Below are 22934 nucleotides of genomic sequence, written 5' to 3'. Positions count from 1 at the left end.
AAATTTAAACCACTTTGTCCAATCGCTTTTTAATTTCATGATAAACTTTTAACTATTTTATTGCTTTATTACTAATATCTTTACGATAGAAAAGACCATCGCTTTCTATTTTGTCGACCGCTTCATAGGCATTAAATTTAGCTTCAGCAATATTTTCACCTTCGCCTAATGCTAATATGACACGACCGCCCGAAGTAACATACTCATCATTTTCTTTCTTTAAACCACTTATAAAGTAATCTCCATTTAAATTAAACCCTGATACTCGATGCCCTTTTTCATATTGTCCTGGATAACCTTTTGAAGCTAACATAACACCTACAACCGCATTATCTTTCCATTCGAAATTGATAGGCGCTTTTTCTTCTAAATCAATTATATGTTGCATCAAGTCGCTCTCCATACGTGTGAGTAGTACTTGTGCTTCAGGATCACCAAAACGAGCATTAAATTCTATTACTTTTGGACCGTCTGCTGTAATAATTGCGCCTATATAAAGCACACCAAAAAATGAATACCCTTCTTGGACCATAGCTTTGGCAATTGGTTGAGCAATTTCGTCGTTAGTACGTTTCAAGATTGATTCATCAATATGAGGTACTGGACAATAAGCACCCATCCCACCTGTGTTTGGGCCTTGATCATTATCGTATGCACGTTTATGATCTTGCGCAATACAATCAAATGGTACTGCGTAGTCACCATTAACCATAGTCATAAGTGAAAATTCTTCGCCTTCAAGGAATTGTTCAAATACAACAACACCCTTTTCTTCAGGATATAAAGTTTCTACACCTGCTTGTGCTTCTTCATAATTATTTGCAATAATAACACCTTTACCAGCAGCTAACCCATCTTTCTTTAATACAACAGGATATTCACAAGATGCAATATATTGTAAGGCACTCTGTTTATTAGTAATTTCTTTGTATTCTGCCGTTGGTATTTTATATTTTTCCATTAATTGTTTTGCAAATAATTTTGAACCTTCTATTTGCGCAGCAGCTTGATTTGGACCAAACACTTTGACATCTGCTGCTTGTAATTTATCAGTTAAACCTTCTGTTAGTGGTAGTTCTGGCCCAATAATCGTCCACGCTATTTCATGTTGTTGTGCAAATGCCACTATTTTTTCATGATCAGTTTCAGCTATTTCCGTATGGATTATCGCTACATCTGCCATTGCATCATTACCTGGGATAGCATGTATTTCATTAACGAGAGGTGATTGACTTAATTTATGTGCTAAAACATGTTCTCTACCACCTGCACCAATTACAAGTACTTTCATATAATATATGGCCTCCATTATTAATGTTTAAAGTGTCTAACGCCTGTAGTTACCATAGCAATACCGTGTTTATTTGCCATATCAATAGATGCTTGGTCTTTAATTGAACCACCTGGTTGAATAATCGCTTTAATGCCTGATTTAGCAGCTAGCTCAACAGTATCATCCATTGGGAAGAAACCATCGGAAATCATTGCTACATCGTCGTTAATTTCAATCGCACGATCAATAGCGATTTGCGCTGAGCCAACACGGTTCATTTGTCCTGCACCAATACCCACAGTTTGTTTGGCGTTACTTAATATAATTGCATTACTTTTAACTGAAGCAACTACTTTCCACCCTAGTAACATCGCATCCCATTGTGCTTCTGTAGGTTCAACATCAGTTACGACATTCATTTCTTCACGTTTCAAAGCTACATTGTCTTTATCTTGTACTAAGTAACCACCTGAGACTGATACAACTTCTTGTTCACTATTATCAATAGTCATATCAATTTCTAATAATCTAATATTTTTCTTTTGACTTAAAACATCTAAAGCTTCTTGCGTGAATTTTGGTGCAATAATAACTTCTAGGAAAATACCATGCAATGTTTCAGCTAATGATTTTTCAACTGTTCTATTTAAAGCTACAATACCACCAAAGATAGATTGGCTGTCAGCTTCAAAGGCATGTTGGTAAGCTTCATCAATTGAACTAGCAACGCCAACGCCACAAGGATTCATATGTTTCACAGCAACTGCTGCTGGTTGTTCAAACTGTTTAACAAGTGATAAAGCAGCGTCAGCATCTTTAATATTATTATAACTTAATTGTTTACCGTGTAATTGCTTAGCACCGGCAAGTGTATGTGATGCATCCGAAGTACGTACAAAATATGCAGACTGTTGTGGGTTTTCACCATAACGTAAACTTTCTTTATTATCTTTAAAATAATCGACAATTGCAGCATCATATTCATTTGTATGTTCAAATACTTTAATCATTAATGATTTACGATAATCTTCATCTAACTGGTCTTCTTTTAATCTATTTATGATTTCATTATAATCAGCAGGGTGAACTACTGTTGTTACGTGTTTATAGTTCTTAGCTGCTGCACGTAACATTGTAGGACCACCAATATCTATATTTTCAATCGCGTCATCATCTGTAACATTTGGATTAGCAACCGTTTCTTTAAATGGGTAAAGATTCACCACGACCATATCTATTAAATCAATTTGTTGTTCTTTTAATTGTTCTAAGTGTTCAGGTTTATCACGATCTGCTAAAATACCACCATGCACCGATGGATGTAACGTCTTAACTCTGCCATCCATAATTTCTTCAAATTGCGTTAAGTCAGAAATAGATTTTACAGGTACGCCCGCTTCTGCGATTGCACGCATCGTTCCACCTGTTGAATATAATTCATAACCATTTTTTGTAAGTGATTGCGCAAACGCTACAATCCCTGTTTTGTTAGACACACTTAAAATTGCTTTCTTCATTATTACTTGCACCTCTTATTGAATGATTTTTGAAATGACTGCTGGGTATAATTCATGTTCTAATGCTTTTATTCGCTCTTCTAAATCAGCTTTAGTATCGTCCGGGTATATATCACATGTTCTTTGTTCGATAATTTCTCCTGTATCCATCCCACTATCGACATAATGTACCGTTGTACCCGTTATGTCGTCACCACTTGCTAGTGCTTGCCCCACCGCATCTTTACCTTTGTATTTAGGTAATAAGGATGGATGAATATTTAAAATCCTTTTATCATAGGCTTTCAAAATATTTTCGCCAATTAATTTCATATAGCCTGCTAAGACTATCCATTCAACTTTTTCTGAAGTAAGCCACTCTATAATTTTCCGTTCGTAGTCTGCTTTAGAATCAAAGTTTTTCAATTCGTTAATATGTACATCTAGATTGTATTTCCTAGCACGTTCAATACAATGTGCACTCACTTGATCTGTGTACAATGCTGTCACTTCAATATGAGGAAGATTACCTTGCTCAATTTGTGTCATTATACTCTCAAAATTACTACCTGACCCTGACGCAAAAATAGCTATTTTGGTCACTTTTATACCCCCGTTAATTGAATTGGTTCTTCGCCTTCAACGATTTCTCCAATTGCATAAGCATTTACATTTTGTTTTTTTAGTATATCTAAAGTCGTTTGTACTTGGGCCTCATCTACGACAAGCGTAAAACCAATACCCATATTAAAAATATTGTACATTTCTTCAGTTTCAATTTCTCCTTGTTGTTGCAACCAATCAAAAATTGGTAATGTCGGGAATTTAGTTACGTCTATTTTGGCAGTGACACCCTCTGGTAATGCTCTAGGAATATTTTCATAAAATCCACCGCCTGTAATGTGTGTCATAGCATGAATGTTAACAGCTTCTTTAACAGCTAATACTGGAGTAACATATAATCTTGTTGGTTCTAAAAACGCTTCTAAATATGTTTGTTCATCATTGTAGTTATCTTGTAAATCAATTTTAGATTTTTCGATTAATTTTCTCACTAAGCTGTAACCATTGGAATGAATACCACTAGATTCAAGTCCTAAGATAACTTGACCTGGCTTTACGGAAGAACCATCAATATATTCACTTTTTTCAACAGCACCTACAGCAAATCCTGCCAAATCATATTCACCTTCGTGATACATTTCACCCATCTCTGCAGTTTCTCCACCAATTAAAGCAGTATGTGTCTCTTCACAACCGTCACTTACCCCTTTGACAATTTGTTCGATGACTTCTGGGACAACTTTATGTGTTGCAATATAATCTAAGAAATACAGTGGTTCAGCACCTGTAGTTAAAATATCATTGACGCACATTGCAACGGCATCAATACCAATTGTGTCATGTTTATCGTTATCTATTGCTAATTTTAATTTTGTACCTACTCCGTCTGTACCTGAAACGAGTAATGGTTCTTTCATGTTTAATTGTGATAGGTCAAATGTTGCCCCAAAGCCACCTAAACCACCAAGTACTTCTTTACGCATTGTTCTCTTAACGTGACTAGACATACGATTTACTGCTTCATAACCTGCATTAATATCTACACCGGCTTGTTGATATGCTTTAGACATTTAAATTACCCTCTCTATCAAAGAATTGTTTATGATCTGCTATATATGCTTTTTGGCGGTCACTTAGATGTGCTATATAATCTTCTTCATAGTCATAAAGTCCTGCTGGATAGTCACCAGTAAAACTTTCTACACATAATCCACTGTATGGTGCATCTACTTCAAGTCCGATGGAATCGATCAATCCATCAACCGATAGATAAGCTAACGAATCTGCACCAATATGTTCGCTTATTTCTTCTGGCGATTTGTTGGCAGAAATAAGTTCAGCTGTTGTCGAAACGTCGATACCATAAAAGCTCGGGAACATAAACTCAGGCGACGCGATGCGTACATGTACTTCTCTTGCACCAGCATCTTTCAACATTTGCACGATGCGTCTACTAGTTGTACCTCGAACAATTGAATCATCTACAAGTACGATATTTTTATCTTGAACAATATCCTTAACCGCTGATAATTTTACGCGTACACCTTGTTCACGTAATTCTTGGGTCGGTTGTATAAATGTACGTGCAACGTATTGGTTTTTAACTAGGCCCATTTCATAAGGTAGCCCACTTTCTTCTGCGTAACCAGAAGCAGCAGATAATGAGGAGTTCGGCACTCCAATGACCATATCTGCGTTGTTAGCTGGACTTTCTTTAGCTAGTTGCTTCCCAGATTGCTTTCTAACAGCGTGAACATTTTTACCAGCAATTGTAGAATCAGGTCTAGCAAAGTAAATATATTCCATAGCAGAAATAGCTGTCGTCGTGTGTCTCGTGTATGACTCTACTCTAATACCTTCGTCATTAATCACAACGTATTCTCCTGCATGAATATCGCGTACAAATTCAGCACCTAATACATCAATCGCACATGTTTCACTCGCAATCATGTAAGAACCGTTTTTCATCTTACCTACAGCTAATGGTCTAATTGCATTAGGATCAACTGCACCATATAATGCATCTTTAGTTAAAATAGCAAAAGTAAATCCACCTTTTATCTTTCTCAAGCTTTCTTGGAATGCGTCTTCAAAGGTCGGCGCTTTACTTCTTCTAATTAAATGCATGATAACTTCTGTATCCGATGATGAATGAAAAATAGACCCCTGATGTTCTAATGAACGCTTTAAACTTTGTGCGTTTATCAGATTTCCATTATGACAAACTGCAACACTCATATCATAAAAGTGGTATAAAAACGGTTGGATATTTTCAATACCTTTATTACCAGATGTTGCGTATCTCACATGACCAATAGCATGCTGGTATGATTTGAAAGTTTCAAGTTGAATATCAGAGATTGCTTCTGTTAACAATCCTAAACCACGTTCACCAATTAACTTTTCACCATCAGAGCATACTATACCAGCACCTTCTTGCCCACGATGTTGTAAACTGTGTAAGCCCATATAAGTTAATTGTGCAGATTCAGGATGATCCCAAATTCCAAATACACCACATTCTTCATTTAGTCCGTTGCTGTCATACATTTAGGTATTGCTCCTTCCCATATATCAGTAAGGTTTTGAACATCACGTGTTACTTGAACCTCATCATTAGCTACTTTAAATTGACCATCATTTGTTAACTGACCAATTTCTACAGCATTTTCAATTTCTAACGTTTGTCCTTCTTTTACTGCAACAATATAGCGCCCTTGTGTTTCACTAAATAATTGCGCGTTCGTTACGTTTAATTGTACGTTTAATCCAAGTTGGTAATGTGCGCTCATACGTGCTAAAGTCAACAATAATCCGCCTTTTCCAACGGTTTGAACATGTGATGCAACACCATTACGAATCACTTGTTTAATAGATTCACCCTTTTGTACTTCATTAGATAAATCAATCGCTTCAAATTCATGATTTACTTTCTTATAAAGTAATTTCTCAACTTGGCTACCACCAAAGTCATCTTTTGTGTCACCTACTACATATAAAGTGTCGCCAGCACTTGGTTGGAAATCATTTAAATAATCGATGTCTTCGATTAATCCGACCATGCCTACAACTGGCGTAGGGAAGATAGATGTCTCTCTAGTTTCATTATAAAGTGATACGTTACCTGATACGACTGGCGTACTTAATACTTCACACGCTTCTGACATACCTTTCGTTGAATCCGCTAGCTGTTGATAAATTTCTTTCTTTTCTGGTGAGCCATAGTTTAGGCAGTCAGTCATTGCTAAAGGCGTAGCACCTACAGAAATCAAATTGCGGTATGCTTCTGCTACAACCATTTTTCCACCCTCATAAGGGTTGTTAAATACATAACGCGCTTCACCATCGATCGTAGAAGCGATTGCTTTATTCGTACCTTCTACTCGAACTACAGATGATTGTAACCCTGGTTTCACAATTGTATTTGCACCAACTTGTTGATCATATTGTTCATATAAGTAACGTTTAGATGCAATAGTTGGATGTTGTAATAGTTCATCAAATACAGACTCTACATCCACTTTGCTATAATCATTTTTACTCTCATTATAGTTTGGCGCTTCACCTTCTAATACATAAACAGGTGCTTCATCTGATAAAGGTTGTACAGGAATATCTGCAAACACTTCATCTTCGTACGTTAATACAAAGCGATCTGTATCCGTTACTTCACCTATCACAGCACTATCTAATTCGTGTTTATCAAATAAGTCTAAGAATTTTTGTTCTGTACCTTTTTCAACAACAAGCAACATACGCTCTTGTGTTTCTGATAACATCATTTCGTATGGTGATATACCTTTTTCTCTAGTTGGAACTTGTTCTAAACGCAGATGTAAACCACTACCACCTTTTGCAGCCATCTCTGAAGAAGATGAAGTTAAACCAGCAGCTCCCATATCTTGTATACCTACAAGTTCATCAAACGTAATCGCTTCTAATGTTGCTTCCATAAGTTTCTTACCAACAAATGGGTCACCAATTTGTACTGATGGTCGTTTACTTTCACTATCTTCACTTAGTTCTTCTGAAGCAAAAGTAGCGCCATGAATTCCATCACGGCCAGTTTTTAGTCCTACGTATATCACTGAATTACCTACACCTTTTGCTGTACCTTTTTGAACCATATCATGATCGATGATACCAACACACATAGCATTTACTAAAGGATTTCCATCATATCTATCATCAAACTCTATCTCGCCAGCAGTTGTTGGAATACCTATACAGTTACCATAACCACCGATACCAGCAACCACACCACGTAATAAACGGCGATTTTGTTTTTCAGTTAATTCACCAAAGCGTAAGCTGTTTAATAAATTAATAGGTCTTGCGCCAATAGACACGATGTCTCTAATAATACCGCCGACACCAGTTGCTGCACCTTGATAAGGTTCTACAGCAGATGGATGGTTATGAGATTCTACTTTAAATACGACAGCTTGATTATCACCTATATCCACAACACCGGCACCTTCACCCGGTCCCATTAATACATGTTCACCAGAAGTTGGAAATTGTGTTAAGAATGGCTTAGAGTGTTTATAAGAACAATGCTCGCTCCACATTACAGAGAAGATACCTATTTCTGTAAAATTAGGTTCTTTACCTAAAATTTCACAAACTTTTTCATATTCTTTTTCACTTAAACCCATATCTTTGTACAACTGTTCTAATTTAATTTCTTCTGCACTTGGTTCAATAAACTTAGACATTTTGTTCCCTCCAACTATTTACCATTGCTTCAAATAACTTCACACCACTGTCAGTACCTAAAATGGACTCAATTGCGCGTTCTGGATGTGGCATCATACCACAGACATTCCCCTGTTCATTTACAATACCAGCGATATCATTAAATGAACCATTTGGATTATCAACATATTTTAAAATAATTTGATTGTTTTGATCTAAAGCTTCATACGTATCTGGCGTGCAGTAATAGTGTCCTTCACCATGTGCAACAGGGTATACTACCACTTCATTTTCACCATATAAATTTGTAAATGCTGTTTGATTATTAACAACTTTTAAAGATTCGTTACGGCTGACAAACAAGTGCGAGTCATTATGTAATAACGCGCCAGGTAATAGCCCTATTTCTGTTAATATTTGAAATCCATTACAAACACCTAATACCGGTTTACCTTCTGATGCAAGTCTTTTCACTTCTTCAGTAATTGGTGCAACACTAGCCATTGCGCCCGAACGCAGATAGTCTCCAAATGAAAAACCTCCTGGAATTAACACACCATCAAAACCATCTAAAGAAGTGTTTCTATAATCAACATATTCTGCTTGTACACCAGACTTTATCGCCGCATTATACATATCTCTATCACAATTGGACCCTGGAAATTTCAGCACTGCAAATTTCATTATGCTTTCTCTCCTTCTTCCAATACTTTATAGCTATATTCTTCAATTACAGTATTAGCAAATAGTTTTTCACTTAATGTCGTAACCACATTGTGCACTTCAGCATCTGTAGCTTCATCGACCGTCATATATAAAACTTTCCCAACACGAATATCATTAACTTGTTTATAACCTAAATCATGTACCGCACGGTTTAACGCTTGTCCTTGTGTATCTAATACTTGTGGTTGTAATGTGATGTGTAGTTCAATTGTTTTCATTTTTATAAAGCCTCCAGTTTATTTAAAAAAGTTTGATATGTTTCAATGATTGATCCTCTATCTTCTCTATATACATCTTTATCAAAATTTGTATCGCTATCTTTATCCCAGATACGACATGTATCTGGAGAAATTTCATCAGCTAATAAAATTTGACCATCAGTTGTACGGCCAAACTCTATTTTGAAGTCTACTAATCTTAAGTTCATTTCATTCATTAATTGAACTAATACTGCGTTGACTTCTTTTGCCGCTTCTTTTAATATATTAATTTCGTTATCTTCAGCTAGATGTAGTAACTTAATATGATCTTCAGTAATTAATGGATCGTTTAGATCATCATTTTTATAAAAGAACTCAACAAGCGGTTCGTCAAATTCATGTCCTTTATCAAAACCAAGTCTTTTTGTTATAGACCCTGCAGCAATATTTCTTACCACTACTTCTAAAGGTATAATTTCAACTGATTGTACGAGTTGTTCTGTTTCAGATATCTGCTCGATAAAATGACTTTTAACGCCTTTTTCTTTTAAGTAATTAAAAATGTGAGAAGTGATTTGGTTATTTAAACGCCCTTTCCCTTCTATCAAATCTTTTTTAGCACCATTTCCTGCAGTCACTTCGTCTTTGTATTCAACGCGTAATACATCATTTTCACCAGTTGAAAATATTCTTTTTGCTTTACCTTCATATAATAAAGACATTATTCAGATCTCCCTTCAAATTTATCAAGTAGCATTTGTTCGTATCTATTTATGTCAGTAGTCAACACTGTTAAATGACCCATTTTTCTATTTGGTTTTCTAGATGTTTTACCATATATGTGCACATGCCACTCAGCATGATCACTAAATTGATCCTCTAATACATCTAAATCTTTACCTAATAAGTTCATCATTATTGCTGGCTTCAATAATTCAATTTGTGGTGGTAACTTTTGTCCAGTAATTGCTAGTATATGTGTATCAAATTGTGAAAAATCACAGGCCTCTATTGAGTAATGCCCAGAATTATGTGGTCTAGGTGCGATTTCATTTACATATAAACGATTTTCACCATCTATAAAGAATTCCACAGTAAAAGTACCTACGAAATGTATTTTTTTGATTATTTTATCAACTTCATTTCGAGCTTCTGCTTCTTTTTCATGTTCTGTACGCGCAGGTACTATTGTTTTAAACAGAATTTGATTTTGATGTTCATTTTCTTGCAGTGGAAAATACGTTATTTGGTTATCACTACCAATGGTTACTGTTAGAGATACTTCTTTCTCTAGTTGCAAATATTGTTCAGCAACACATTCTTGTTTTTCTACAAGTGCTTTTGCTTCATCTATATCTGATGTTGACTTAACTAATATTTGACCCTTACCATCATAGCCACCAAATCTTGTTTTCACGATAAAAGGATAACCAATTGTTTCAATTGCAATGTTCAAATCATCCGGCTCAGATAATTGTACAAATGATGCAATTTTGCAATCTGCTTCTTGTAATGTTTGCTTTTCAGTCAATCGATCCTGAAGTAGCTGTATAGCTTGATACCCTTGAGGAATATTATATTTTGAAACAAGTGTCTTTAATTGATCTGCTGATATATTTTCAAATTCATAAGTGATGACATCAGATAACTCACCAAGTTGTTCCAATGCTTCTTGATCGTCATAGTCAGCATTGATAAATTCGTGTGCGACATGTTGGCATGGACATGATTTGTCAGGATCAAGTACGATCACTTTATATCCCATCTTTTGAGCTGATTGTGCCATCATCTTTCCTAACTGGCCACCACCAATAATGCCGATTGTTGAACCGAACTTTAATTTATTGAAGTTCATCTTGCATTTCACTCACTTTCTGAACCAATGATTTTTCATAATTTTCCAAATTCTTTTGGATTGATTGATTACCAATACTTAGTATTCTTGCAGCTAATACACCTGCATTTTTAGCACCAGCTTTACCTATAGCTGTAGTAGCAACAGGGATACCTCCTGGCATTTGGACAATTGATAATAAAGAATCTAAGCCTTTTAAACTTTTTGACTCAATTGGCACACCAATTACTGGTAATGTTGTCATCGATGCAACCATACCTGGTAAATGAGCGGCACCACCTGCGCCTGCAATAATGACATCATAACCATTCGCTCTTGCTTCTTTAGAAAAATCAACCATTAATTGTGGCGTACGATGTGCTGAAACAACTTTCTTATCATACGGAATTTCCAATTGGTCTAACATAGAACAACTTTCTTTCATAGTTTCCCAATCTGACGAACTACCCATTATGACTACCACTTTCAAAACGAACACCCTTTCAGAAATTTGAAATGTTACTACTATTAGATGTATATTACAGTTATAGCATAACAATTAAACTATGCTTTTTCAATCAAAAATCGAACTATAACCAAAAAAAAGTAATTAATTTACGTCTTTTGAGTGTTAATCGCTATAGTTTTTGTGTTAATGTTAAGTAAAGTTCATACATATAAGGAGGATTTTTATGGTCGCAAAGATTTTAGACGGAAAACAAATTGCTAAAGATTACAGACAAGGGCTCAAAGATCAAGTTGAGGCTTTACAATCTAAAGGTTACACACCTAAATTATCAGTAATTTTAGTAGGTAATGATGGTGCTAGCCAAAGTTATGTCAATTCAAAAAAGAAAGCTGCTGAAAAAATCGGTATGATTTCTGAAATTGTACATTTAGATGAATCAACATCTGAAGAAGATGTATTGAAAGAGCTTAAACGCTTAAACGAAGATGATAGTGTCAGTGGTATATTAGTTCAAGTGCCATTACCTGAACAAGTAAGCGAACAAAAAATATTGGAGTCTATAAATCCTGCTAAGGATGTTGACGGCTTTCATCCAGAAAATATCGGTAAGTTATACATTGACCAACAAACTTTTGTACCATGTACACCACTTGGAATCATGGAACTTTTAAATCATGCTGATATTGATTTGGAAGGTAAAGAAGCTGTTGTAATTGGCAGAAGTCATATTGTAGGTCAACCTGTTTCTAAATTATTACTTCAAAAAAATGCAACTGTTACAATCTTACATTCTAGAACGAAAGATATGCATAGCCACTTAAAAAATGCTGATGTTATCGTCAGTGCAGTGGGACGTCCAGGCCTAGTAACTAAAGATGACGTCAAAGAAGGTGCAGTCGTAATAGATGTTGGTAATACTCCAGATGAAAATGGTAAATTAAAAGGCGACATCGCTTATGATGAAGTTAAAGAAGTAGCTGGTGCAATTACTCCAGTTCCTGGTGGCGTTGGCCCAATGACAATAACTATGGTATTAAACAATACACTAATAGCTGAAAAAATGCGTAGAGGTATTGAATAATCGAATAATTAACGACTGTTGATTACTTAATAAGCTATGAACATCATTAATTTATGATCATATTAAAACAGGATAAATGAACAGACTCACTAGAATAGCAATTACAACTGATTGTCAAGCGTTTGTAAGAAACGTTTAAACACGCCTTACCTTGGCTTTCTACTATTGCTAATACAAAAACAAAGAGGTTGAGACATAAAGTTTTCTACCTAAAAAATAAACGTCAATTTCTATTGGAACATTTTAGAAATTGACGTTTATTTGTTTTATGATGTTTATAACTTGTAGAATCCAGATGAATAATGAACAAACTACAGAATCGCACCACATAATCCTTTGGCAATCATGCACATCTATAATAGTAAGATTATAAAGAGTTTTTCATCAGTAAAGCATATTAATTATTTACAGTTATACGCCTACGCTTAATCTTGGAATAAATGATTCAAAATGTATACGTTGTTCTTCAATACCTATTTCTTTCAATGTAGTAATAATTGATTGAAGGAATTTAACTCCTCCGCAAACGTAAATTTCAGTATCTGTTGAAATAAACTGCTTTAGATAAGTTGCGTCTATATATCCACTTTTATGTTTATCGTGAATTATATACGACGTATTATCACTATTGTTTGCAATGTGTTCTATTTTACTGTTAAAAGGGATCTCTTGTACACTTTCAACATTTTGAATAAAGTCTGCTTTTACATTTGATTTTGCAGACTCATTAAACATTGAAATTAATGGAGTCACCCCTATACCTGAACCTATAAACAACTGAGGCGCTGTGCCATTAACTATTCCAAATCCTCCTACAGGAGCAGACAAATCTATCGTCCCACCTACTTGCATCTCATCATGTAAAATCGTCGATACTTCTCCCTCATGTGAATCTGTTACATCTCTTTTCACAGCAAAAGTTAATGTATGTTCACTACCTTCAATAATTGAATAGTGTCGTTTGGCACGATATTCCAATTTATCACTTTCTACATCAACTGTAATATATTGTCCAGCTTCAAATTTACTTAGATCATATTTATCTGACTTAACAGTAAACATTATTATATCTGAAGTGATTGATTTTATATTGATAATTTCAAATGGTTTAAAGCCCTCCCAAGCCATTTCATTATAAATATCTTTCTCTACATTAATAAATACTGAAGCTATTTCACCGTATGCTTTCGCCCACGTAGCAATAATCACATCATCTTCTGGAAGATGTAATACATTTTGAATAGCTGCTAACAAATTTTCTCCTACTATATCATACCCAGCTTCTGGCACTTGTAGCGCACAGTGTTTATAAGCTATTTCTTTAACAACTGGCATGATCCGCGTCAAATCATCGATATTAACCGCTGCAGCTAGTACACTTTGTGCTAATGCAGTAGACTGTAAACCTTTTTTCTGATTAGTCTGGTTGAACATATTCTTCAACTCAGGGTGTCTGGTAAACATTCTATTGTAGAAGTATGATGTGATTTCTTCTCCCTTTTGTTGTAATACAGGAACTGTCTCTTTAATTATATCTCGTTCTTTTTCATTCAACATTTAATCAACCCCTAATTTTATTTACTCCTTTTTACATTTTTATCTTATTACAAAATTAAATATTGCAAAAGGTTTATGTGATAAAATTCACAAAAAGTTCAATTTACATAATTTTAATCGGAAATTACAATGAAATTTATAGAAATAAGATATATTAGGACTATAGTATGATGTGTATTGTAGCAAATTAAAGTATAGTAAGATTTAATAAAATTAATGTTTTGCGTTCGGAGGTTACGTAATGAATAAATTAATACAATCTTTGTCTGCATTAGGTGTATCTGCTACGCTTGTGTCACCTAACTTAAGCGCAGAAGCTACTGACAATTCAATTCCAGAACTTAAAGGAATTAATGATACAATTATCGATAAAGGCGACGACTACAATATATTAAATGGCGTACGTGCTTATGATAAAGAAGACGGAGATCTTACACACAAAATCACAGTTGATGGTAATATTAATACCAAAAAAGCTGGTAAATATAAGATTGAATATAAAGTTGAAGATTCAGATGGCGCAACTAATAAATCTATTCGTTATATAGAAGTAAAATGATTTTCCAAATTTAATACATATACCCCTAAATGATAATGTTTATCACTATTTTGTGAGTAATTTTGGTTTATTGTCTTAAATATGACACTTTTCACAAAATGTACACATAATTTTAACAAATCTTTAAAAGCCCACCAGACGTTGAGTTTGTTGGGTTTCTTTTAATTTTACAATATTTTTTTTCGCACAAACACTTGTAAATATTGCGTAATATCTTAAAATTGATGGTAAGCCCTACATTTGTAGTATTAGGAGGTCAAAAAAGTGTCAAAATTTAAGTCTTTGCTTCTACTCTTTGGCTCGCTAATTTTGCTTAGTGGTTGTTCTAACGTAGAAGTTTTAAACCCAAAAGGGCCGATGGCAAGCGATACGAAGTTTTTGATTATGTATTCAATCATCTTCATGCTTGTTATTATTGCCGCTGTTGTTATTTTATTCACAGTTTTCCTATATAAATATAGAATAGGAAATACAAAAGAATCAGGAAAGATGCACCACAATTCTTTAATGGAAACAATTTGGTTTATTATTCCTGTAATTATTGTAATTGCTTTAGCTATCCCAACGGTTAATTCGCTTTACAATTATGAGGAAAAACCACAGAAAGAAGACGATCCACTTGTTGTTTATGCGACAAGCGCTGGTTATAAGTGGTTCTTTAGTTATCCTGAACAAAAAATCGAAACAGTTAATCATTTAACTATTCCGAAAGATCGCCCTGTTGTCTTCAAACTCCAATCAATGGATATGATGACAAGTTTCTGGATTCCACAATTAGGTGGCCAAAAATATGCGATGACAGGTATGACAATGGACTGGACATTAACAGCTAGTGAAGAAGGTACGTTCAGAGGACGTAACTCAAACTTCAATGGTGAAGGCTTCGAACGTCAAACATTTGACGTTAACTCTGTAAGCCAAAGTAAATTTGAGGATTGGGTAAAAGATGCGAAAAGCAAAAAAGTATTGGACCAAGATACATTTGATAAGCAACTTTTACCAACAACTGAAAATAAAAACTTAACTTTCAGTGGTACGCATTTAGCATTTGTTGATCCTGCAGCTGATCCAGAGTATATTTTCTATGCTTACGATCGTTACAATTATGTGCAGAAAGATCCAAACTTTAACACTAAAGACGAAATGAAAGCTGATGTGTTAGATAAACCAGATAAACCTGCACGTAAGCCACAAATCACAAATACAAACTATGAGCGTCATGGAATGAAAGCCATGATTCTAGGCAATAATGAACCATATGATAGTGAATTCAAAGATAATGAATCACATAATATGGACGAAATGGAAAAAATCTCTGAAGGTGTTAAAGATGAAAAAGCATCTAAAATAGAGAAAAAAGACCATGAAAATGGAGGTGGACATTAATGAATTTTCCATGGGATCAATTACTCGTTCAAGGTAACTGGATGATTACGATGGCACAAATTGGTGCACCATTTGCAGTCATTGCTGTGATCGCAGTAATTAGTTATTTTAAATTATGGAAATATCTATACAGAGAATGGTTCACATCTATTGACCATAAAAAAATTGGTGCGATGTACTTAATCTGTGCGGTATTAATGTTCGTACGTGGCGGTATCGATGCGTTAATGATGCGTACACAATTAGCAATTCCAGATAACACATTTTTAGAAGGAAACCATTACAATGAGGTCTTTAGTACACATGGTGTAATAATGATTATCTTTATGGCAATGCCTTTCATCTTTGGTTTATGGAATGTCGTAATACCATTACAAATTGGTGCACGCGATGTTGCATTCCCTGTATTAAATAACGTAAGTTTCTGGCTATTCTTCTCAGGTATGATTTTATTCAATCTTTCATTTATAGTCGGAGGTTCACCTGCAGCTGGTTGGACAAACTATGCACCACTTGCAGGAGAATTCAGCCCAGGACCTGGGGTTAACTATTACTTAATAGCAATACAAATTTCTGGTATCGGTACATTAATGACCGGTATTAACTTCTTTGTTACTATACTTAGATGTAAAACACCAACTATGAAATTCATGGAAATGCCAATGTTCACGGTTACTACTTTCATTACGTCATTAATCGTTATCTTGGCTTTCCCTGTATTAACAGTTGCATTAGCACTATTTACGACGGATAGAATATTCGACACTGCATTCTTCTCTGTCGCAAATGGTGGTATGCCGATGCTATGGGCTAACTTCTTCTGGGTATGGGGGCACCCTGAAGTGTATATCGTTATCTTGCCAGCATTTGGTATCTACTCTGAAATTATTCCGACATTTGCACGTAAACGTCTATTCGGTCATCAAAGCATGGTCTGGGCAACTGCAGGTATCGCATTCTTAAGTTTCTTAGTTTGGGTTCACCATTTCTTCACTATGGGTAATGGTGCATTAATCAACTCATTCTTCTCAATCTCAACCATGCTGATTGGTATACCAACTGGTGTTAAAATCTTTAACTGGTTGTTCACGCTTTATCAAGGCCGTATTACCTTTGAATCACCTATGCTATTTGCTTTAGGTTTCATACCTAACTTCTTAATAGGTGGTGTAACTGGTGTAATGCTTTCTATGGCAGCAGCAGATTACCAATACCATAATACGTACTTCTTAGTAGCGCATTTCCACTACACATTAGTGGCTGGTGTTGTATTTGCTTGTCTAGGTGCTTTAATTTTCTGGTGGCCTAAGATGACTGGATTTAAGTTAAACGAAACATTAAATAAATGGTGTTTCTGGTTATTCATAATCGGATTTAACGTTTGTTTCATACCACAATTCATTCTTGGTTTAGATGGTATGCCACGTCGTTTATATACTTATATGCCAGAAGATGGTTGGTGGTTACTAAACGTAATTTCAACTGTCGGTGCCCTAATGATGGCATTAGGCTTTATGTTCTTAGTTGCAAGTATCGTTTACAGCTTCTTCAAAGCACCACGTGAAGCTACTGGCGATAACTGGGATGGTTTAGGTCGTACTTTAGAATGGTCAACTGCAGCTGCAATGCCACCTAAATACAACTTCGCTATCACTCCAGATTGGAATGACTATGACACATTTGTTGATATGAAAGAACATGGTCGTCATTATTTAGACAACCATAACTATACTGATATCCATATGCCAAATAACACACCTGTTGGTTTCTGGATGGGAATTTTCTTCACTATCGGTGGATTCTTCCTTATCTTCGAAACAATTATTCCAGCAGTCATTTGTTTATTAGGTATCTTCGGTACAATGATTTATCGTAGTTTCCAAATAGACCATGGTTACCATATACCAGCGTCTGAAGTAGCAGAAACTGAAAAACGTTTACGTGATGCACGTATTAAAGAAAGGGAGGCTGTAAGTCATGAGTCATGATGCAAACACAATTGATCAACGTTCGCATGAAGGTAATTTAAATAGACTTGGCTTTTGGATTTTCCTTACAGCAGAATTCTCATTATTCGGTACGTTATTTGCAGCATTATTAACACTTCAACATGGTGGCGATTATGCCGGCAAAATGACTACTGAATTATTTGAATTACCACTTATATTAATAATGACATTTGCATTATTAATTAGTTCTTACACTTGTGGTATAGCAATATACTATATGAGAAAAGAAAAAGAAAAATTAATGATGATTTGGATGATTATCACAGTTCTTTTAGGTGCAGTATTCGTAGGCTTTGAAATATACGAGTTTGCGCATTACGTACACGAAGGTGTTAATCTAACTATTGGTTCTTATTGGTCTAGCTTCTTTATTCTATTAGGAACTCATGGTGCCCACGTATCATTAGGTATTGTTTGGATTATTTGTTTATTAATTCAAGTTGCAATGCGAGGATTAAATAAAGACAATGCTCCTAAATTATTTATAGTAAGTTTATATTGGCACTTTTTAGATGTTGTATGGATTTTCATCTTTACTGCCGTATATATGATAGGGATGGTGTTTAGCGGATGAATACAATTGTAAAACATACAGTAGGTTTCATTGCCTCAATCGTTCTAACAATCTTAGCAGTATTCGTAACCTTATACACATCTATGGCACTTAATGCTAAGATTACCATCATCTTTGGTTTCGCTTTTATACAAGCTGCAGTTCAATTATTAATGTTCATGCATTTAACTGAAGGTAAAGATGGGAATTTACAAGGATTCAAAGTTGTATTTGCGATTATCATTACTTTAATTACTGTCATCGGTACTTATTGGGTAATGCAAGGTGGACACTCAAGTCACTTATAATCTTAAAAAAGGCTTCTCTTCGGAGAAGTCTTTTTTTATTAATATCTTTAAAAGTTAAATTACATTACTCTCCCCTTTTCTTATTTCTATTATATTTAATACATTTTTTAAGCATTTAAACTACAAAAATTGTAAAATAAATATACACCCTATTTACTTAAAGGAGGTTAATTAATAATGAAACAACCTATAATTATAGACACTGATCCAGGTATCGATGATGCCGCGGCAATCAGTATAGCTTTAAATCACCCTGCATTTGATCTAAGAATGATTACTACTGTTAATGGAAACGTAGGAATTGAAAAAACAACAGCAAATGCATTAAAACTTAAGCAGTTTTTCTCAAGTAATGTCCCTATACATAGAGGTGCTTCCCAACCCTTACTTTCAAACATAGTAGATGCAAGTACAGTCCATGGAGAATCAGGCATGAACGGATATGACTTTCCCGAACCTAACTATAATGATTTAACTTCAGTGCATGCTGTGGAAGCCATGTATAAAGAATTAAAGACAAATGAGAAGCCCGTAACACTGATTCCTATTGGTCCGCTAACGAATATTGCGCTATTACTATCTACATATCCTAAAGCTAAAGATTATATTAAAGAAATTGTATTCATGGGTGGTTCCGCTGGTCGAGGTAACATAACGCCATCTGCAGAATTTAATATTTATTGTGATCCAGAAGCTGCACAAATTGTATTCAATTCAGGTTTGCCTTTGACTATGGTTGGCCTTGATGTTGCAAGAAGTTCCACATTAAGTCATAGTACAGTAAATGAACTTCAGGCATTAAACCAAACTGGATATATGCTACATCATCTTTTCAAACATTATAAAGGTGATGATTTTGAAAAAGGTATTAATGTTTATGATGTTTATACTGTACTGTATCTGCTTCATCCTGAAAAGTTTGAAGTAGAAGAAGCAGACGTTCAAGTTGAAACTAATGGCACATTGACGAAAGGCGCAACAGTTACAGATTTCAAATCCGCTTTCCCTAATTGTAGTGTAGTCATGTCTATTGAACCTAAAGTATTCAAAGAGATTTTTATAGATGCACTCAAGTATTGTAAATAACCCACTGTTTATTAGTATATAAAAAGACACTCCTTTTATGCTATTTAATCTATAAGTTTTAAACTTTGATTAAATAGTAAAGGAGTGCTTTTTTATATAAGTTTTACTTTAATATTTTTGACCGACAATATTATAAGGCCCGCCTTGTTTTAAGATGTCATAATAAATATGCTTGATTTTCTTTTCATTATTAGTCTGGCTATTTTCATAATTAGTGCCTAATACTATTATATATTTGTTGTTAAAATAAGCTGTGAATACTTGTCCAAAAAAGCCACCATTAATTCTATTTTTATCTGGAAGTGAATAAAAACCATATCTATATGGTTCAGGATACTGTGATGTTAAACTTTCATGTAAAAGTGGTTGAGTTATTTTATCATCAAAAATTTCGTTTTTTTGTAAGCTTAAAATTAATTGGCCCATATCGTATGGCGCCATAAAGAGGTTACCGGCACCATAATACTGGTCTAATATATTAGGTGTTTGCTTTACCGGATTACTAGATGCTTTATCTTTTTTATAACCAATTGCCATATTCTTTCGATAATCTTTATCATTGAAAAATGCTGTAAAATTCAAATTATATGGATTAGCTAGTCTATTTTCAAAGTTCTTTACATATGACTTACTAGTCGCCTCTTCAATAACACGTGATAATACTAAATAATTCGCATCGTTATATCTATTTTTATTATAATATTTGGGCTCTATTCCTTTTTCCTGTATAGCATGTACAGCTTCATCTAAACTCTTATATTGAGGTGAAGCACTATATTTATATAAACCACTTTTATGCTGCATCAATTGATTTAATGTGATAGGTTGAGCTGTTTTAAACCAAGGTAAGTATTTTGTGACTGGATCATTCATATTTAGTTTCTTTTCATTTACTAGTTGCTTTAGCATTAATCCGGTAGTGAATTTTTGAGAAGAACCAATTAAATATAAAGTATCCGCCCTATTCTTTTCATCTTCTTTAAAATTTTTCATACCGTAGCCTTTATTTAGTTTTAATTGTCCATTTTCAAATACAGCAGCTGTACCATTAAACTTGGTCTGCTCTAAATATCTATTAATTTCTTCTATGTCATGATTATTTGAATCAACAACGGTTTTTAATTCACCTATTTTTTTGTGATCTTTTGATGTCTCTTCATAAGTTTTAGTAGTATTATATTCTTGATTATAGCGTTGATAATGTTTATATATGATTAAAAATGTTATTGCAACAAGCAGTATGGTTAAAATAATCGTTACTCGTTTTAGTTTTTTCGTAGTCATCTTTTTTCCTTTGTTGTGCTCAGTCTATATGATTAATATAGTCTTTTTCAAATTGACCTGTTATGGCATCAATGTCATTTACATTAAGCGAGAAATATAGTTTGATTTTTGGTTCTGTTCCAGAAGGTCTTAGTGCAATAAAACCCTTGTCAAATATAAACCTAATTAAGTTAGTATTAGGCAATGATAATGATTCAGTTGTTCCCTCTTTCACATTCCTAATTTTACCAATTTGATAATCCTCAATTTGTTTGACATCCATACCACAAATTGAATCAATATCTTTATTTCTAAACTGGCTCATTATTTTAGAAATTTTTTCATTACCTTTTGAACCTTCAAAGCTTGGCGCGATTGTTCTATCTTTAAATTCACCAATATTTTGATAAATATCATTAATTGTATCTTTAAATGTTAAACCATTTTTGTTTAATAAATTTTTATATTTAATTAGAAGTGGTACCATTTGAATTGCATCTTTATCTCTGGATATTGGTTTTGCTAGGTATCCATGACTTTCTTCAAATGCTAACAACAATTGCTTATTAGATGTGTTATCATTTTTTTCAATTAAGTCCGAAATAAATTTAAACCCAGTTAATACATTCGCAACTTCAACGTCTAATGAGCTGGCTAATCTCTCGGCTAACTCACTCGTAACAATCGACTTTATAATATATTGAGGTTCATCAGATTCTACTAAATCTTGAAACCTCAATTTCATAAATAATAGCCCTATTTCATTGCCATTAAAATACCTATAATCGTTATCTCCATAACGTTCGATAAATCCTAATCTATCTGCATCTGGGTCTGTAGCAATAATGAGCTGTGCATCTGTTTCATCTGCCAATTTTTTCCCTAGTGCAAACGCATCTTCGTCTTCCGGATTAGCAATTGCTATAGTTGGAAAATGACCATCTGGTTTTGACTGATTTTCTTCTATTACATAATTATGATAATCCAACTCTGATAATATATCTGACATTAATGGTAAACTCGTACCATGTAAACTTGTGAGTATAACTTTTGCATCTTTTTCTTCGATTGTCCCTACTAATGATTTAACTTCAGCTTTGTATTTATCTGTCACTTCATTAGACATTAATTGAATTTTCTCTTCATTTAGCAATGTTTCAAAATCACCTTTTTCAATTAATAGTGGCGATTCAATTGAATTGATATAAGAACTTAACACTTCTGATGCTTCTGGTAATAGTTGTCCACCATGATCATCATAAATTTTTATACCATTATAGTTTTTAGGATTATGACTAGCAGTTATCATGACGCCAGCACTTACATTTAATTCTCTTACAGCAAAAGATAACTCTGGAGTAGACTTATAATTTTCTGATACTATTGTATTTACACCATTTTCAGCTAATACACTTGCCATTTCTCTAGAAAATTCCTTTGATAATAATCTAGTGTCAAAATGGATAACCACTGACGGCTCGATACTAACCTTATTTTTTAGAAATTGTGCTAACCCTAATGCAACTTTTCGGACTGTAAAAGCATTTAACCTTCCAGGTCCTAAACCAAACGTACTTCTTATACCTGCAGTACCAAAAGATAAAGTAGTTTCAAAACCTTCATTTTTTTCTTCTTCTGTTTGTAATTGATAAAATTCTTTAACTAAACTCTCATCAATTTTCTCTAACCAAGCTTGTTTCACGTTACTGTTTCCTCCTTATAGCTTTCAAAATAAAGACATATCTAATTTTTAAAAAGCTAATTCTTAATAAATCATCTCATACATTTTCTAACCAACTAAAACCTATTAATTATTCATTAAAATTGATATTGTCTACAAGTTTATATTTCCAATGTATATTATATCCTATG

21 protein-coding genes are annotated in these 22934 nt (G+C 34.1%); 7 read left to right on the top strand and 14 right to left on the bottom strand.

The window, feature by feature from the left end:
* Positions 1-52: 52 nt before the first annotated feature.
* Genes purD through purE form a run of 11 tightly spaced genes read right to left on the bottom strand, consistent with a single transcriptional unit; the run spans position 53 to position 11281 of the window.
* The gene (purD, locus tag BTM19_RS10210; RefSeq protein ID WP_029379088.1) at positions 53-1291 is read right to left on the bottom strand and encodes a phosphoribosylamine--glycine ligase; all 1239 of its coding nucleotides are present in this window, start codon (positions 1289-1291) and stop codon (positions 53-55) included.
* Positions 1292-1311: 20 nt separating this feature from the next.
* Positions 1312-2790 (bottom strand): bifunctional phosphoribosylaminoimidazolecarboxamide formyltransferase/IMP cyclohydrolase, encoded by a 1479-nt coding sequence (gene purH / locus BTM19_RS10205; RefSeq protein ID WP_029379089.1) that lies wholly within the window; start codon positions 2788-2790, stop codon positions 1312-1314.
* A 15-nt stretch (positions 2791-2805) separates the two neighbouring features.
* On the bottom strand, positions 2806-3372 hold the full coding sequence (gene purN / locus BTM19_RS10200) for a phosphoribosylglycinamide formyltransferase (RefSeq protein ID WP_029379090.1): 567 nt from the start codon (positions 3370-3372) through the stop codon (positions 2806-2808).
* Positions 3373-3374: 2 nt separating this feature from the next.
* Positions 3375-4403, bottom strand: a complete 1029-nt coding sequence (gene purM, locus BTM19_RS10195; protein WP_029379091.1) for a phosphoribosylformylglycinamidine cyclo-ligase — start codon at positions 4401-4403, stop codon at positions 3375-3377.
* Positions 4396-5883, bottom strand: a complete 1488-nt coding sequence (gene purF, locus BTM19_RS10190) for an amidophosphoribosyltransferase (protein WP_029379092.1) — start codon at positions 5881-5883, stop codon at positions 4396-4398. The genes purM and purF overlap by 8 nt, the downstream gene beginning before the upstream one ends.
* A complete protein-coding gene (gene purL, locus BTM19_RS10185) occupies positions 5862-8051 on the bottom strand; it encodes a phosphoribosylformylglycinamidine synthase subunit PurL (RefSeq protein ID WP_029379093.1) in 2190 nt (729 codons plus the stop codon). The genes purF and purL overlap by 22 nt, the downstream gene beginning before the upstream one ends.
* A complete protein-coding gene (gene purQ / locus BTM19_RS10180) occupies positions 8044-8715 on the bottom strand; it encodes a phosphoribosylformylglycinamidine synthase I (protein WP_099265851.1) in 672 nt (223 codons plus the stop codon). Before purQ ends, purL begins: the two co-directional genes overlap by 8 nt.
* The gene (gene purS, locus BTM19_RS10175) at positions 8715-8975 is read right to left on the bottom strand and encodes a phosphoribosylformylglycinamidine synthase subunit PurS (protein WP_017724119.1); all 261 of its coding nucleotides are present in this window, start codon (positions 8973-8975) and stop codon (positions 8715-8717) included. The genes purQ and purS overlap by 1 nt, the downstream gene beginning before the upstream one ends.
* Positions 8976-8977: 2 nt before the next feature.
* Positions 8978-9679 carry a phosphoribosylaminoimidazolesuccinocarboxamide synthase gene (gene purC / locus BTM19_RS10170; RefSeq protein WP_029379095.1) on the bottom strand — a complete coding sequence of 234 codons (702 nt, stop codon included), beginning with the start codon at positions 9677-9679 and terminating at the stop codon, positions 8978-8980.
* Positions 9679-10812, bottom strand: coding sequence for a 5-(carboxyamino)imidazole ribonucleotide synthase (gene purK / locus BTM19_RS10165; protein ID WP_038678261.1), 1134 nt, complete (start codon positions 10810-10812; stop codon positions 9679-9681). The genes purC and purK overlap by 1 nt, the downstream gene beginning before the upstream one ends.
* A complete protein-coding gene (gene purE, locus BTM19_RS10160) occupies positions 10799-11281 on the bottom strand; it encodes a 5-(carboxyamino)imidazole ribonucleotide mutase (RefSeq protein ID WP_029379097.1) in 483 nt (160 codons plus the stop codon). The genes purK and purE overlap by 14 nt, the downstream gene beginning before the upstream one ends.
* 202 nt (positions 11282-11483) lie before the next feature.
* On the opposite strand from purE, the gene folD reads away from it, so the two are divergent.
* Positions 11484-12341 (top strand): bifunctional methylenetetrahydrofolate dehydrogenase/methenyltetrahydrofolate cyclohydrolase FolD, encoded by an 858-nt coding sequence (gene folD / locus BTM19_RS10155; protein WP_029379098.1) that lies wholly within the window; start codon positions 11484-11486, stop codon positions 12339-12341.
* A 411-nt stretch (positions 12342-12752) separates the two neighbouring features.
* Here the strand turns inward: folD and BTM19_RS10150 are convergent, their stop codons facing one another.
* Positions 12753-13898 (bottom strand): globin domain-containing protein, encoded by a 1146-nt coding sequence (locus BTM19_RS10150; protein ID WP_029379099.1) that lies wholly within the window; start codon positions 13896-13898, stop codon positions 12753-12755.
* 241 nt (positions 13899-14139) lie between these two features.
* On the opposite strand from BTM19_RS10150, the gene BTM19_RS10145 reads away from it, so the two are divergent.
* The 6 genes from BTM19_RS10145 (at position 14140) to rihC (ending at position 19799) form a co-directional block, all read left to right on the top strand.
* Positions 14140-14457: an immunoglobulin-like domain-containing protein gene (locus tag BTM19_RS10145; RefSeq protein ID WP_029379100.1), complete on the top strand. Its 318-nt coding sequence runs from the start codon at positions 14140-14142 to the stop codon at positions 14455-14457.
* Between the two features lie 264 nt (positions 14458-14721).
* Entirely contained in the window at positions 14722-15843 is a 1122-nt protein-coding gene (gene qoxA / locus BTM19_RS10140; protein WP_099265850.1) for a cytochrome aa3 quinol oxidase subunit II, read from the top strand.
* Entirely contained in the window at positions 15843-17831 is a 1989-nt protein-coding gene (qoxB, locus tag BTM19_RS10135; protein WP_029379102.1) for a cytochrome aa3 quinol oxidase subunit I, read from the top strand. Before qoxA ends, qoxB begins: the two co-directional genes overlap by 1 nt.
* Positions 17821-18426: a cytochrome aa3 quinol oxidase subunit III gene (qoxC, locus tag BTM19_RS10130; protein ID WP_029379103.1), complete on the top strand. Its 606-nt coding sequence runs from the start codon at positions 17821-17823 to the stop codon at positions 18424-18426. Before qoxB ends, qoxC begins: the two co-directional genes overlap by 11 nt.
* A complete protein-coding gene (gene qoxD, locus BTM19_RS10125) occupies positions 18423-18713 on the top strand; it encodes a cytochrome aa3 quinol oxidase subunit IV (protein ID WP_017724109.1) in 291 nt (96 codons plus the stop codon). Before qoxC ends, qoxD begins: the two co-directional genes overlap by 4 nt.
* Before the next feature lie 177 nt (positions 18714-18890).
* Positions 18891-19799, top strand: a complete 909-nt coding sequence (gene rihC, locus BTM19_RS10120; RefSeq protein ID WP_029379104.1) for a ribonucleoside hydrolase RihC — start codon at positions 18891-18893, stop codon at positions 19797-19799.
* Positions 19800-19907: 108 nt separating this feature from the next.
* Here the strand turns inward: rihC and BTM19_RS10115 are convergent, their stop codons facing one another.
* Both BTM19_RS10115 and BTM19_RS10110 read right to left on the bottom strand, forming a co-directional pair.
* Positions 19908-21083, bottom strand: coding sequence for a serine hydrolase domain-containing protein (locus BTM19_RS10115; protein WP_029379105.1), 1176 nt, complete (start codon positions 21081-21083; stop codon positions 19908-19910).
* Between the two features lie 19 nt (positions 21084-21102).
* Positions 21103-22764, bottom strand: a complete 1662-nt coding sequence (locus BTM19_RS10110; protein WP_081224918.1) for a phospho-sugar mutase — start codon at positions 22762-22764, stop codon at positions 21103-21105.
* Between the last annotated feature and the right edge of the window lie 170 nt (positions 22765-22934).

Origin of the sequence: Staphylococcus xylosus (assembly GCF_002732165.1) — a bacterium.
Lineage (GTDB): Bacteria > Bacillota > Bacilli > Staphylococcales > Staphylococcaceae > Staphylococcus > Staphylococcus xylosus.
Note: the sequence above shows the minus strand (reverse complement) of the source record. Positions and strands in the feature narration are given on the sequence as shown.

What these genes read in the sequence shown, in the direction of transcription:
- purC (WP_029379095.1), bottom strand. Translation starts at nt 9,679, where the DNA reads ATGTCTTTATTATATGAAGGTAAAGCAAAAAGAATATTTTCAACTGGT.
- BTM19_RS10115 (WP_029379105.1), bottom strand. Translation starts at nt 21,083, where the DNA reads ATGACTACGAAAAAACTAAAACGAGTAACGATTATTTTAACCATACTG.
- qoxC (WP_029379103.1), top strand. Translation starts at nt 17,821, where the DNA reads ATGAGTCATGATGCAAACACAATTGATCAACGTTCGCATGAAGGTAAT.
- purM (WP_029379091.1), bottom strand. Translation starts at nt 4,403, where the DNA reads ATGTCTAAAGCATATCAACAAGCCGGTGTAGATATTAATGCAGGTTAT.
- qoxB (WP_029379102.1), top strand. Translation starts at nt 15,843, where the DNA reads ATGAATTTTCCATGGGATCAATTACTCGTTCAAGGTAACTGGATGATT.
- purH (WP_029379089.1), bottom strand. Translation starts at nt 2,790, where the DNA reads ATGAAGAAAGCAATTTTAAGTGTGTCTAACAAAACAGGGATTGTAGCG.
- rihC (WP_029379104.1), top strand. Translation starts at nt 18,891, where the DNA reads ATGAAACAACCTATAATTATAGACACTGATCCAGGTATCGATGATGCC.
- purK (WP_038678261.1), bottom strand. Translation starts at nt 10,812, where the DNA reads ATGAACTTCAATAAATTAAAGTTCGGTTCAACAATCGGCATTATTGGT.
- purQ (WP_099265851.1), bottom strand. Translation starts at nt 8,715, where the DNA reads ATGAAATTTGCAGTGCTGAAATTTCCAGGGTCCAATTGTGATAGAGAT.
- purF (WP_029379092.1), bottom strand. Translation starts at nt 5,883, where the DNA reads ATGTATGACAGCAACGGACTAAATGAAGAATGTGGTGTATTTGGAATT.
- BTM19_RS10150 (WP_029379099.1), bottom strand. Translation starts at nt 13,898, where the DNA reads ATGTTGAATGAAAAAGAACGAGATATAATTAAAGAGACAGTTCCTGTA.
- BTM19_RS10145 (WP_029379100.1), top strand. Translation starts at nt 14,140, where the DNA reads ATGAATAAATTAATACAATCTTTGTCTGCATTAGGTGTATCTGCTACG.
- qoxD (WP_017724109.1), top strand. Translation starts at nt 18,423, where the DNA reads ATGAATACAATTGTAAAACATACAGTAGGTTTCATTGCCTCAATCGTT.
- folD (WP_029379098.1), top strand. Translation starts at nt 11,484, where the DNA reads ATGGTCGCAAAGATTTTAGACGGAAAACAAATTGCTAAAGATTACAGA.
- purL (WP_029379093.1), bottom strand. Translation starts at nt 8,051, where the DNA reads ATGTCTAAGTTTATTGAACCAAGTGCAGAAGAAATTAAATTAGAACAG.
- purD (WP_029379088.1), bottom strand. Translation starts at nt 1,291, where the DNA reads ATGAAAGTACTTGTAATTGGTGCAGGTGGTAGAGAACATGTTTTAGCA.
- purS (WP_017724119.1), bottom strand. Translation starts at nt 8,975, where the DNA reads ATGAAAACAATTGAACTACACATCACATTACAACCACAAGTATTAGAT.